The organism is Paludibacterium purpuratum, assembly GCF_004363805.1.
GTDB classification, from domain to species: Bacteria; Pseudomonadota; Gammaproteobacteria; order Burkholderiales; family Chromobacteriaceae; genus Paludibacterium; species Paludibacterium purpuratum.
This window is the reverse complement of sequence record NZ_SNZP01000013.1, coordinates 1-13,550: the sequence shown is the minus strand read 5'-3', so window position 1 is coordinate 13,550 and position 13,550 is coordinate 1. Positions and strand designations below refer to the sequence as shown.

The window sequence follows — 13,550 nt, the reverse complement described above, 5'->3', positions numbered from 1 at the left end:
AATCAGAGTGACCCAATTGAATATTGGGACAACAACGCATAAGCACAATCGCGAATTATATCCCGTCGGACTCATAACGCCGAATGGCATCGCGAACCACGGCGTCCAGTGCCGGCTTCAAGCTAGCGGCCTGAGGATGGTTCACAAACGCGACAATCACCAGGCGACGACCGTCGCGCCGCTGCCAATAGCCCGCCACGGCCGCCACGTCCTTGAGCGTGCCGGTTTTCAGGCGTAGTGCCGGACCGAGGTCGAGGAAACGATGCTTAAGCGTGCCGGTCTGGCCGGCGATCGGCAGACTGGCCAACAGCTCGTCGGCGTAGGGGCCGCGCGCGGCCACACGCAGCACCTGCCCCAGCAAACTGGCGGTCACGCGCTCGTCGCGCGACAGGCCGGCGCCGTTCTCCAGCTTGAGCCCATGGCCGTCGAGACCATGCGCCACCAACGCCTGGCGCACCGCCCGCTCGGCGTCGGCCACGGTATCCCCACTCTCCGGAGCCTGCCGCCCCATGGTTAGGAACAGCGATCGCACCATCGGGTTGTTACTGAATTTGTTCACGTCCACCAACACGCGCGACAGCGGGTCGGATGTCACCGAGGCCAGCGCGCGCGCGCCTTCCGGCACCTTGCCGCTCGCCACCCCCAGCGGCCCGCTGCCCGAGAGCGACTGCCACACGCCGGCAAAGGCCGCCGCGGCGAACTGCTCCGGCTCTAGCGGCTGCAAATAGGCCATGCTGCCGTCGCAATCCCTCGGCACCTTGCCGGCGGCAAAAATGGTATTGCCGGTCGCTTTGATCAGAACCCATCGACGTACATCGCCGCAGGTGGCACCGCCGCCATCGGTCAAATGCGATTCGAGCGTGATGCCAGCCAGTGGCGGATCCAGCACCACGCGCACGCCTTGCTCATCGTTGAAGAAGCGCAACCAAACGACATTGAGATTGGTCAATAGCGGATCGGGCGGCGCCATGAAACTTTCGCCCTCATCCTGCTCGAAGCCATCCGCCGACGATAAGCGGCTATAAGCGGAAGCATCCAGCACCAACCGCCCGGCGATCTTGCGGATACCGCGTTGGCGCAGACCGTCCAGCAACTCGCGTAGCCGTGCGCCGAAAAAGCGCGGATCGCCCTCGCCCACCCAATAGAGGTCGCCCTCGAGCACACCGTCGACCACCGGCGCGGTCGACATCAGCCGGGTGTGCCAGGTGAAGTCGGGCCCCAGGCGATCCAGCGCGGCCCAACCGGTCAACAGCTTCATGGTGGAGGCGGGGCTGGCCGGCTGGTCGGCTCGGTAGGCGATGTCGACGCGATCCGATTCGACCGGCGCCACCCACAGGGACAGGCTATCCTGCGGCAAGCCATGCAGGTCGATGGCGCCGGCGCGCAGGCAGACCAGCATCGCCATCAAGATCCACTTGTTACGCATCATTTCTCCCCCAATCAGGTATCTTGCGGATCCACATCCAACGACCAGCGCAGACCGCGGCCGACATTCTGCGCAGGCAGCCATTCGGTCAATTGGTTCAGCAACTGATGCAGTGCCGCTCGCTGTGGGCTTTCCAGCACCAGCTGCGCGCGCTCGCGATTGGCAAGTTTTACCATCAATGCAGGGGCCGGTCCGCAGACGGCAACACCCGACGCCTGCGCGGGTTGCGCCAAACGCTCGCGAATCGTGTGTAGAAAATCGCTCGCTTCGGCGAGCGTTGGGGCATCGGCGCGCAGTTGCGCCTGAAAACTGGCCGGCGGGAATCCCAGTTGACGTCGCTCGCCAAGCAGCTCGGCCGCATAGCGGTCGAAGTCGTGCGCCACCAAGGCCTGATAGAGCGGATGCTCCGGCCACTGCGTCTGCAATAGCACTTCTCCCGGCCGCTCGGCCCGACCGGCACGGCCGGCCACCTGGATCAACTGGGAAAACAGTCGCTCCGAGGCGCGAAAATCGGCCGAATACAACGCGGCATCGGCATTCAAGATCGCCACCAGGCTGAGCGCACCGAAATCGTGTCCCTTGGCCAGCATCTGCGTGCCGACCAGGATATCGACCTCGCCGGCATGCACCTGTCGGTAAATATCGTTCCAAGCCTCGCGCCGCTGTGTGGTATCGCGATCGATGCGCAGGATGCGCGCCGTCGGCAAGGCGCGTCCCAGCGCCGCCTCCAAGCGCTGCGTGCCCTCGCCCAGCGGCTTGATGTCGGTATTGCCGCAATCCGGACAGACATGCGGCACAGCCTCTTCCCAACCGCAATGATGGCAGCGTAGTTTGCGTTCCAGCAGATGCACCACCAATTTGGCGGAGCAACGCGGACAACCGGATAGCCAACCGCATTCGGTACAGGCCACCACTGGAGCGAAGCCGCGGCGGTTGATGTACACCAGGCTGAGTTCACGTTTTCGGACGCGGTCGGCGAGTGCGGCTAGCACCTCGTCGGTCAGGCCTTCGCTGCGCTTGGCACGACGCACGTCAACCAGACGGACGGTCGGCAACGCCGCCGCATGGTGCGCACGCTCGGCCAGCACCAGGCGCCGATAGCGACCGGCATCCACATTGGCCAGCGTCTCCAGGCAGGGCGTGGCGCTGCCCAGCACGATCGGCACCGCCGCACGGTGCGCGCGCCATACCGCCAGGTCGCGCGCATGGTAGCGCAATCCGTCCTGCTGCTTGAACGAACCGTCGTGTTCCTCGTCGACGATCACCATCCCAAGTTCTGGCATCGGCGTGAACACCGCCAGCCGCGTACCGATCACGATGCGGGCACGCCCCTGCCAGGCATCGACCCAGGCGACCAGCCGTTCGCCGTCGGCGACATGGCTATGCAGCACCGCCGTCGGGGTGAGGGGAAAGCGTTGGGTAAAGCGAGCGATCAATTGCGGCGTGAGGTTGATTTCCGGCACCAACACCAGCACTTGGCGCCCCGCGCGCAGTTGCCGTTCGATCAGTTGCAGGTAAACCTCGGTCTTGCCGCTGCCGGTCACACCATGCAGCAACCAGGGTTTGTGCGGCGCCGAGCTCGCCTCGATCGCATCGAGGGCGGCACGCTGCGCCGTATTGAGAGGAATGACGCCTTCGACCGCCAGCGGCGGCACGGCGGCATCGACGCGCGTCACCCAGCCACTATCCTGCCAAGCCTTGAGAATGGTCGCAGCGGACGGCGCGACCGCGCGCGCCCCTTCCGGCGCCAGATCGTCGGCGCATAACGCCTGCCACAGTGCGTGACGCACCTTGTGTCTAGGCGCGACCTCGGCGTCACGCCCGGCCGGCGTGAGCCGCCAGACACGACGATCGGGCAGGCGCACCGCCCGCGGCTCGCGCAATGCGGTCGGCAAAGCGGTAAACAAGGTCTGCCCGTAAGGGTGGTGGTAATAACCGGCGGCGAAATTCACCAGATCGAGAAAAGCCTCCGGCAATGGCGGCAACTCGTCGAACACTTCGTCGACGCATTTAATGCGAAATGCATACTGCTGCTCGGCGTTGCCATTATTTGTAACCACGCCACACATTCTGCGCGAACCGAAAGACACACGTACGCGCTGCCCTCTGGGTAGCGACCTATCGGCTAAGTAGCTAAACGTACTCCATAGCGGAACATCCACTGCTACTTCCACCGAAAGAGACATCGGCGAAACACCCTCTTCCAGGCGCAAATCAAGATCAGACAAGGCTTTGCCTTTCCTGTGCACAGCCGCTGTGGATAACTTTGTGCATAACCCCCTGGCCAATGCTCAAATTCGAAGGAATAGCCGGCTACCATTAGATTGCACAAAAATTAAGCAATCGTGAAAGCCTTTTTATTTCAATGAGTTACGAACGACAAAAAACACCACCGCCAAACTCTTGACAAGCACCCGCCAAACGACTAGTTCGTGTGCATAACTCGTGGAACAACAGACAGGCAGAATGTCAATCTCGATTGTTGAAGCGGTCCGATTCGGCGGCGGCCGTGCCGCAGCCGAATCGATCGCTCATCCTCTCCATAGCCGGGGAATGAACGGAAAATCAGAAAAACTCAACGCGCGGAAAGTCGATGCACCGCATCGACCAGCACGGCGGCATGCGCCGGATCGACATGCTGCGAAATGCCATGGCCCAGATTGAAGACATGGCCGTTGCCGCTGCCGAAGCTCGCGAGAATTTTTGCCACTTCGGCCTCGATTGCCTCCGGCGCGGCAAAAAGTACGCAAGGGTCAAGATTACCCTGTAACGCCACGCGTTCGCCGACCCGCCGCCGCGCGTCGGCGATATCGGTGCTCCAGTCGAGTCCGAGCGCATCGGCGCCGGCATCGGCCATGGCTTCCAGCCACTGCCCGCCCCCTTTGGTGAACAGAATGCAAGGCACGCGGCGGCCATCGTGCTCGCGAATCAGCCCGTCGACGATACGCTGCATGTAGGGTAGGGAAAATTCGAGGTAGGCCGAACGCGTCAGCGCGCCGCCCCAGGTATCGAAAATCTGCACCGCCTGGGCACCGGCGCGAATCTGCGCATTGAGATAGGCCGTCACCGCGTCGGCGTTGACGCTCAGAATACGATGCAGCAGATCGGGCCGCGAATACAGCATGGCCTTGGTATGGCGGAAGTCGTCGCTGCCGCCGCCCTCGATCATGTAGCAGGCCAGCGTAAACGGGCTACCTGAGAAGCCGATCAGCGGCACGCGGCCATCCAGCGCCTGGCGGATAGTGCGCACGGCATCCATCACATAGCCGAGCTCGTCCTCGGGATCGGGCGCCGCCAGTTGGCGGATCGCCGTTTCGTCGCGCAACGGGCGCTCGAACTTCGGCCCCTCGCCTTCGGCGAAATACAGCCCCAACCCCATGGCGTCCGGTACGGTCAGGATATCGGAGAACAGGATCGCGGCATCGAGTGGAAAACGATCCAAAGGCTGCAGGGTGACCTCGCAGGCCAGCTCAGGATTCTTGCACAGCGCCAGGAAACTGCCGGCACGGGCTCGGGTGGCGCGGTACTCGGGGAGATAGCGCCCGGCTTGGCGCATCATCCAAATCGGCGTGTGCTCGACCGGTTGTTTCAGCAAAGCCCGCAAAAAGAGATCGTTCTTCAGTGGCGTCATGGTTTGCTCGTCATTTTATTCAGGCTGCATTATATGGCATCAGATGTCGGCTTCCACCTCGTTACCGCGCACCTCCATCCAACTGCGCCGGCTGGCGGCCTCGCCCTTGCCCATCAGCATGGTGAACATCCGCCGCGTCTCGTCGGCACTATCCGGCCGCAGACGAACGCATACCAGACGTCGGGTATCCGGGTGCATGGTCGTGTCCTTGAGCTGCTCGGGGTTCATTTCACCCAGCCCCTTGAAGCGGCTGATGCTCCAATGACCTTCGCGCACCCCCTCGCTGCGCAGCCGTTCGAGCATGGCCTCCAGCTCGTCGGCGTCCAGCGCATACAGCTTCTTCGGCGGCCGGTTCTTGCCTTGCCCCGGCACGTCGACCCGGAATAGCGGCGGTTGCGCGATAAAGATGTGCCCGGCATTCATCAAGGCGGAGAAGTGCCGGTAAAACAGCGTTAAGAGCAGCACCTGGATATGCGATCCGTCGACGTCCGCATCGGACAGGATGGCGATCTTGCCGTATCGCAGCCCCGACAGGTCGGCCGCCTCCCCCGGCAGGTGCGGATCGACGCCGATGGCCACGGCGATGTCGTGGATTTCGGCGTTGGAGAACAACTGATCTTTGTCGGTTTCCCAACTGTTGAGCACCTTGCCGCGCAGCGGCAGGATTGCTTGGAATTCCTTATCGCGCGCAAGCTTGGCCGAGCCGCCGGCCGAGTCGCCCTCGACCAGGAACAGTTCGTTGCGCGCAATATCTTCGCTTTCGCAATCGGTCAGCTTGCCGGGCAACACGGCCACGCCGGAGCCCTTTTTCTTCTCTACCTTCTTGACCGACTTGAGCCGGCTTTGCGCTTGGCGGATCGCCAATTCGGCGATTTTCTTGCCGGCCTCGACATGTTGGTTGAGCCACAACTCGGTCGGATCGCGCGTCAGACCGGCAATCAACTTGAGCGCATCGCGACTGGTGAGCTTTTCCTTGGTCTGCCCCTGGAACTGCGGGTCGAGCACGCGCGCCGACAGCACGAAGCGCACCCGGCTCCACACGTCCTCGGCCATTAGCTTGACACCGCGCGGCAACAGGTTGTGGTGATCGATGAAACTCTTGACCGCCTCGTAGATGCCGGCACGCATGCCGGCCTCGTGCGTACCGCCCGACGAGGTCGGAATCAGGTTGACGTAGCTTTCGCCGCCTGCGCCATCCTCGAACCAGGCCAGCGCCCACTGCACGCCCTCGCCCAGCGCAAACTGCTCGTGCTCGGGACCGATGAAATTCTCGCCGGCGAAGAAAGGCGCCACCGGCTCATCGCCGTTGCACAGTTCGGCCAGATAGCCCTTCAAGCCCTCAGGATAGTGCCAGGACTTGATCTCGTCGCCGCCGGCACGCTCGATGGTCAGGCTAACCGACACGCCAGGCAGCAACACGGCCTTGGCACGCAGCATGCGCTCCAGTTCCGGCAACGAGAAGCGCGGGGACTCGAAGTATTTGCTGTCTGGCCATACTCGTACCCGGGTGCCGCTGGTACGCGCGCCGCAATCGCCGATGCGCGCCAACGGCTCGATCACGTCGCCGCCGGCGAACACGATGCGCCACACTCCGCCTTCGCGCTTGACCTCCACCTCCAGCCGAGTTGACAAGGCGTTGGTCACCGAGACGCCGACACCGTGCAAACCACCGGAGAAGGCATAGGCACCGCCGTCCTTCTTGTCGAACTTGCCCCCGGCGTGCAAACGGGTATAAACCAGCTCCACCACCGGCAGTTTTTCGGTCGGATGCTCGCCCACGGGGATGCCTCGACCGTCATCGTCGACCGACAACGATCCATCCTGATGTACCGTCACCGCAATCCGCCGTGCAAAGCCGCCCAGCGCCTCGTCGGCGGCGTTGTCGATCACCTCCTGGCAAATGTGGGTGGGATCGACGGTGCGGGTGTACATGCCCGGCCGTTCCTTGACCGGTTCCAGCCCTTTCAGGACGCGTACCGAGGATTCGTCGTATTGTTGTGTCATGGCAGTGGGTTACGAATGATCGATCAAACAAAAGCAGGCGCCCTGGGACGCCTGCCGCATCAAAATCAACAAAAGGCTCAATGCTCCCCGCCAGGCACCACGCTGGGCGGGTGACGAGCCAGGAAATCTTCCCGACTCTCCACGCCCTTGATGAAGCGGGACAGCTCGCGCAATGCGCGTTCATAGACATCGCGCTTGAACTCGATGACGGCGTCCACCGGTGCCCAATACGGGCTCCAACGCCACCCGTCGAACTCCGGATGATTGGTGGCGCGCAGACAGACATCGCAGTCGCGTCCAACCAAGCGCAGCAGAAACCAGATCTGCTTCTGCCCCTTGTAACTGCCGCGCCATTCGCGGCGCACCCAGTTGGAAGGCACTTCATAACGCAGCCAGTCGCGGGTTCGCCCAAGGATCTTCACATGTTGCGGCAAAAGCCCGACCTCCTCCAAGAGTTCGCGATACATCGCGGCCTCCGGGCTTTCGCCAGGTTTGATGCCCCCCTGCGGGAACTGCCAAGAGTGCTCGCGCACACGCTTGCCCCAGAAGACCTCGTTACGGGCATTGACGATGACAATTCCGACATTGGGGCGGTATCCGTCCCGGTCCAGCATGAAAAAAACCTACAATTCGTCAAGTTGGCTGAATTTTTGCACATTTCGCCCATCCATGCCACGCGTGATTCGGCGTACGGCGATAGCAAAGTAGGAATAAACGGCTTCCGCCGTCAGGCTATTGACTTCTAGAGTAGGCCGCCGCGAAGATGGGGAACCGCCTTTTCCGATCGGAATTCCCATGCGGCATACCGCCCCGCACCTCGACACTTTCCAGGGTCGCCATGCCGATTCCTGGTACGCCGACAGCCTCGACGACCTACCCGTCTTCCCCGCGTTGGAACAGCAAGTGCTTGAGACCGACGTCTGTATCGTCGGCGCGGGGCTAACCGGGCTAACCACCGCGCTGACGCTGGCGGAAAACGGTATCCGCGCCGTGGTACTGGAGGGCGCGCTGGTAGGGTTCGGCGCCTCCGGCCGCAATGGCGGCCAGGTACTGCACGGCTTCGCCTGCCCGCAGACACGGCTGGCGCGCCAACTCGGCGACGACGGCGCCCGCTTATGCTGGGCGTTGTCGCTGGCGGGCGTGGCGGCGCTCAAAGAACGTGTCGAGCGCCACAATATCGATTGCGATCTGCACTGGGGCTACGTCACGGTTGCAGAAAACGCGCGTCAGCTACGTGCGCTGGCCGATTGGCGACAAGCACTACATGGTCAGGGTTACCCGCGCACAACGTTGCTGACCGGTGCCGATTTACGCGAGGAGATCGACTCGCCGGCCTATATCGGCGGCCTCCACGACAGCGGCTGCGGCCACCTGCACCCACTTCGCTATACCCTGGGCTTGGCACGCGCCGCGGTCGCGCAAGGCGCGCAACTCTTCGAACGCACCCGCGTGAGCCGGATCGACGAGGACACCCGCGGCGTCATCGTGCACACCGCCGGCGGCGGCACGATACGCGCCGACCGGCTGATCTTGGCCTGCAATGTGGACATCGGCGCGCTGAAGCCCGGTTTGGCCCGACGCTTTCTACCAGTGGCTTCGCACATCGTGGCCACCGCGCCGCTGCCCGCCGAACTGCGCAGTCGCCTTTTGCCGCGCGAAGCCGCCGTTTGCGACAGCCGCCATGTACTCAACTACTTCCGCCTTTCATCCGATGGTCGACTATTGTTCGGCGGTAGGCTGAAACGACCGCAAGCCGACCAGGCCGGCATCCGCGCCGAACGCAGGGCGGAAATGGCGCGCATCTTTCCCGAACTCGGAGAGGTCGCCATCGACTACAGCTGGGGCGGCTACATCGACATGGGACTCAACAAAGTGCCGCAATTCGGGCGTCTGGGCCAGCGCATCCTGTATGCCCAGGGCTTCGCCGGCCACGGCGTGGCGCTGACCGGCATCGCCGGCCAACTGATGGCGCGCGCCATCGAAGAGGATAATGCCGGCTTCGATCTGCTAGCAGGCCTACGCGCGCCGACGATCCCGTTCGCGGGGCGGGCGGACGATGCGCTGATCCGACTCGGTGTGACGTTCTACCGCCTGCGCGACCGGCTCGGGCTTTGACGATTTGAGGCGCCACAGCGCAGGCAAGAAGTGTTAACATAGTTCGCTCTGCTTGAACGCTGGCAATCGATATCACATGGCGCTTCTCTACCCTCGCCCGTCCCTGGAGCAACTTCCGCGCTTTCCCCTGTCCGCCGAATCGGTTCAAACGCTGACTAGCGCCGCCGACTTTCGCCACACGCTATTGCAATTGATTGCAACAGCCCGGCAGCGCATCTATCTGACGGCACTTTATTTGCAGGAGGACGATGCCGGACGCGAGATCATGGCCGCGCTGAAGGCGGCCAGACAGGCCAATCCTCAGCTGGACATCCGGGTATTGGTCGACAGGCATCGCGCAGAGCGCGGGCTGATCGGCGCCGCGAAGCAAGCCGGCAATGCCGGCTGGTATCGCGCCTGTAGCGAGGCCGACCCCGCCGGTGCCATTCCGGTCTACGGTGTGCCGGTGCAAACGCGGGAACTGTTCGGCGTACTGCACCTCAAGGGGTTTGTGCTTGACGATACGGTACTGTATAGCGGTGCCAGCTTGAACGATGTCTACCTGCAGCGGCACGACAAGTATCGCCATGACCGCTACCACCTGCTGCACAGCCGCGAATTGGCCGATGCCATGGTGAACTTGCTCCGGCAATGTCTGCTGTCCTCCCCGGCCGTGCACCGGCTAGATCAGTCCGATTGCCCTCCGACCCGATCGCTGCGACGCGAAATCCGCCTGCTGCGCAAGCAATTGACACTCAGCCGCTATGATTTGTCTCACGCCGCGACGCACCACTTTGGTCTGGCGGTGACACCGCTCGTCGGTATCGGACGCAACAACCAGCTCAACCGCCACCTATTGGAACTGCTGGCTACCGCACGCGAGCAGGTCATCATCTGCACCCCCTATTTCAATTTCCCCAAGGCGGTAACGCGCGAAATCAACCGCCTGATCCTACGCGGCGTCAAAGTCGACATCATCGTCGGCGACAAGACCGCCAACGATTTCTTTATCCCGCCACAAGAGTCATTCAAGGTCATCGGGGCACTGCCATACCTGTACGAAGTCAATCTGCGCCGCTTTGCCAAGCGTCACCGTTCCGCACTGCTGCGTCAGCAATTGAAGCTTCACCTATGGCAAGACGGCGGTAACAGCTACCACCTGAAGGGGATCTGGGTCGATGAACGCTTCCATCTGATCACCGGCAACAATCTCAATCCGCGTGCCTTCAGCCTGGATTTGGAAAACGCTCTGCTGATCCACGACCCACAAGGCGAACTCGTCGCGCAGAAGCGGCGGGAACTCGACAACATCCACCGCCACACCCGCCCGATCCTGCAACACCGCGAATTGGAGACAGTGCGTCAGTACCCCGAAAGCGTGCGCAAACTGCTCACCCGCCTAAGCCGGGTACGGATCGATCGCCTGCTTTATCGCATTCTTTAAATCGCGCGCTACGCGACTGCTTGAAATTTCATGACAAAAGGCAATGCTTAAGCATTGGGATGAGGCATAATCCGACTTTCTTTTGTCATAACCCATGGTCATTCAGGCAGCGTAGCGATGAAGACAAATCACCCGCCATTCTTCAAACATTTTGGTGATGCTCATTTCATTAAAATGGATGGGCAAGGCGTCCATGTCGATTTGTCTACGCTAGATTCTTCCACTCAGTTCTGCGACTTTATCGAACGAGTGGTGACGGCAGGCTATTACCTAAACGAAATCGACTACCCCGCCTTCCTCGAGCTGATCAGTCGCTATGCCCCTGAAATATTAGCCACCCGGGCCAGCGTAAGTTTGCAAAAAATCGGGGTGGTGCGCTTCGCGGGCTCAATCCAACTCTTTCCGCCTGAACGCTCGGCGTTGTACCGCAATCCGTTTCTGGCCGATGAGAGTGCCGAATACCTGTTCGAACCGGTGATGATGGAAAAAACCATCTCGGTGCCGATCTACGAAAAATTGGAAGATGGCACAGAGAACGCGATCGGCCTCGAAGAGAAAGTGGTACAGGTCAAAACGACACTGAATTTCGATGAGTTCGTCGCCGCCATGTGGCTCAAGGGCATCCGCTTCGGCATCGATGAAGCGGCCGTACGCAGCGCCATCGCCGATGGCCGATTTGCCCGTATCGCCGTCGCGCATGCCTTGCCGGCGACGCCCGGTACGAATGCGGACTTGCAAGAAATCGGCAGCAAGCTGCATCGCGACGACGCGCCGCTCAAGCTCCCCAACGGCGCCATCGATCTAAGACACTTCGGCAATCGCTTTCCGCAGGTCAAGGCAGGCGAACGCCTGATGCAGAAAATCCCGTGCACGCCCGGCCAACCCGGTATCAGCCTGATGGCGCGCCCTACGCTACCGCCGCCCCCCGAGGACTTCGACCTCGCCCCACTCGCCGGCGACGGTACGGCCATCGTCAAGACAACGAAAGACGAGTTCCTGGTCGCGAACATCGATGGTTTCCTGAATGTCGATGCCGCCAGCAATCGCATCAGCGTCACAGAAAAGATCATCAATTACTCCGGCGTCAGCCTGCGAACGACCGGCGACATCGCACTGAAGGGCGAGCACTTCGAAGAACATGGCGAGGTTCAGGAAAAACGGGTCGTCAAAGGTAAGAACATTACGGTGATGGCCGACGTCTTCGGCGAGGTCGAATCGCAAGGCGGCACGATCCAACTCAAGCAAAATCTCGTCGGCGGCGCAGCCAGCAATATCGATGGCGACATCCATATCGCCGGCTTGACCAGCAACGCCACCGTGATTGCCAAAAAAGGCCGCATCGTCCTCTCCCGTGCGGAGAATGCTGTCATTGTCGGCCAGGCCGTCGAAATCGACATCGCAGCCAATTGCTGCATTCTGGCCGAGTCGATCTCGATCAATAGTGCGCTTAGCTGCATGATCGGCGCGACGCAAATTCGTATTGGCCACGTCGGCAGCCGGCGCAACACGCCGACTATGCTGTCGATCGTCCTCCCGGATCTCGCCAGCGCGAGCGCTCGCATCGCGGAGATGCGCTTGCGTAGCACGGAAATCACCAGCGATATCGCCGCATTGCGAACCCAGTACGACGCCCTGATCGCAGATGCGGACGTGCGCAATTACCTCATTGTCGCTGGCAAGATCCAGCGCAAAGAACTGACACTGAACGACGCGCAGAAAGACAATCTCGTCAAAGTAAAGCAGCGGATTACACCAACCTTGGCCTCTGCGACGAACATCAATCAGCAGATTCAAGTATTGATCGCGGAGCAAAACCAACTCGTGCACCGTGCCTCCGTGCTACGCCAACAAAGCACGCAAGCCATGAATACGGTGTCCTGCCAGATTGATCAATCGGCGGGCGAAGTCCACTTGCGCAAACTGCGCGCCAGTGTCGGCATACTATTCGAGTTGTCGACGCGCGATCTGCGCCAGCTATTGGGCGACCCCGGCCTGCCAGACGATCGTCTGAGCGTCAGCGGCGAGCCATTCATCTGGCGGCCAGCCTGACACACAAATCTCCATCAGGATGTCAGTCAGCACATTTCCTATAATGTCTTTTCGTAGACACTATATACCATTATCATTTCGAGGAACCCCGATGCCTATCAATACGCGATTTGCCGCGGCCTCCGCGCTGCTGCTGTTCTGCGGCGCCGCATTGGCCGTCGAGCCCGCCCTCCCGGTCATTAATCCCGATGCGTTACTCACCATGGACAAATCGGTCTTACAGCAGGACAAAGCGCACCCGGAGCGCTACTACTACATCAATCACGATGTCGTTCTCGCCAAATACAGCCGAGTCATGATCGCGCCACTCGTGGTCGTCACCGAGGATACACACAAGCAATGGCAGGCCCTGGTAGGAGAGAAGGAGAGTCGGCCCGAACAGATGTTCTTGCAGACGATGCGTCAGGCACTGCAAAAACGAGGACTGACAGTCGTCGACGAGCCAGGCGAGGACGTTCTCGTGCTGCGTCTAGCCGTCACACACGTACAACAAGAACATGACAGTCTTAATCCCACCGACCTGCTACCGATCAAGATGGTTTTCAACCTGACACGCCGGCTCGCGGGGAAAGAGCCCTACATCGTCAAAATTTCCACGATGGGGGTACTGAACGACAGCCTGACCGGCAAATTGGTCGCAGGCTCCCTGGGTTTACGCCAGGAAGACAAGTACGGTGCCGACCCCGTGTCGATGGACGATTTCCAGCCTTGGCTCGACAGCTGGAGCCAAGTCGTGGCGGACCAGGTGACTCACATCCTACCTACCTCGCCCGCATCGCCACCGCTGCAGTAAGCACCATCAACGCCAAAAGCAAAAAGCCCAGACCTAATGGTCTGGGCTTTTCTCAAGAGGCGTCTGGCAGTGTCCTACTTTCACACGGCGAATGCCGCACTATCATCGG

Annotated in this window: 9 protein-coding genes; 4 read left to right on the top strand and 5 right to left on the bottom strand. The window is 61.2% G+C overall.

Translation table 11 applies throughout. The annotated features are described in order from the left end of the window. Nucleotides 1-55: 55 nt before the first annotated feature. The 5 genes from dacB to DFP86_RS14945 all read right to left on the bottom strand — a co-directional run bounded on the left by dacB (nucleotide 56) and on the right by DFP86_RS14945 (nucleotide 7,675). Nucleotides 56-1,429, bottom strand: coding sequence for a D-alanyl-D-alanine carboxypeptidase/D-alanyl-D-alanine endopeptidase (gene dacB / locus DFP86_RS14965; protein ID WP_133682679.1), 1,374 nt, complete (start codon nucleotides 1,427-1,429; stop codon nucleotides 56-58). A gap of 11 nt (nucleotides 1,430-1,440) precedes the next feature. Beyond that, the gene (locus DFP86_RS14960) at nucleotides 1,441-3,612 is read right to left on the bottom strand and encodes a primosomal protein N' (protein ID WP_133682918.1); all 2,172 of its coding nucleotides are present in this window, start codon (nucleotides 3,610-3,612) and stop codon (nucleotides 1,441-1,443) included. 389 nt (nucleotides 3,613-4,001) lie between these two features. Beyond that, a complete protein-coding gene (gene hemE / locus DFP86_RS14955; RefSeq protein ID WP_133682677.1) occupies nucleotides 4,002-5,057 on the bottom strand; it encodes a uroporphyrinogen decarboxylase in 1,056 nt (351 codons plus the stop codon). A 39-nt stretch (nucleotides 5,058-5,096) separates the two neighbouring features. Beyond that, nucleotides 5,097-7,061 carry a DNA topoisomerase IV subunit B gene (locus tag DFP86_RS14950; RefSeq protein WP_133682675.1) on the bottom strand — a complete coding sequence of 655 codons (1,965 nt, stop codon included), beginning with the start codon at nucleotides 7,059-7,061 and terminating at the stop codon, nucleotides 5,097-5,099. Nucleotides 7,062-7,138: 77 nt separating this feature from the next. After that, nucleotides 7,139-7,675 carry an RNA pyrophosphohydrolase gene (locus DFP86_RS14945; RefSeq protein ID WP_133682673.1) on the bottom strand — a complete coding sequence of 179 codons (537 nt, stop codon included), beginning with the start codon at nucleotides 7,673-7,675 and terminating at the stop codon, nucleotides 7,139-7,141. 181 nt (nucleotides 7,676-7,856) lie between these two features. On the opposite strand from DFP86_RS14945, the gene DFP86_RS14940 reads away from it, so the two are divergent. The 4 genes from DFP86_RS14940 to DFP86_RS14925 all read left to right on the top strand — a co-directional run bounded on the left by DFP86_RS14940 (nucleotide 7,857) and on the right by DFP86_RS14925 (nucleotide 13,441). Further along, nucleotides 7,857-9,176 (top strand): NAD(P)/FAD-dependent oxidoreductase, encoded by a 1,320-nt coding sequence (locus DFP86_RS14940; protein WP_133682672.1) that lies wholly within the window; start codon nucleotides 7,857-7,859, stop codon nucleotides 9,174-9,176. A gap of 76 nt (nucleotides 9,177-9,252) precedes the next feature. Continuing rightward, nucleotides 9,253-10,599 (top strand): CDP-diacylglycerol--serine O-phosphatidyltransferase, encoded by a 1,347-nt coding sequence (pssA, locus tag DFP86_RS14935; protein WP_133682670.1) that lies wholly within the window; start codon nucleotides 9,253-9,255, stop codon nucleotides 10,597-10,599. Nucleotides 10,600-10,800: 201 nt separating this feature from the next. After that, a complete protein-coding gene (locus DFP86_RS14930; RefSeq protein ID WP_166642291.1) occupies nucleotides 10,801-12,648 on the top strand; it encodes a flagellar assembly protein A in 1,848 nt (615 codons plus the stop codon). Nucleotides 12,649-12,739: 91 nt separating this feature from the next. Next, complete coding sequence (locus tag DFP86_RS14925; protein ID WP_166642290.1) at nucleotides 12,740-13,441, top strand: DUF3313 family protein; 702 nt, start codon at nucleotides 12,740-12,742, stop codon at nucleotides 13,439-13,441. Nucleotides 13,442-13,550: the final 109 nt, after the last annotated feature.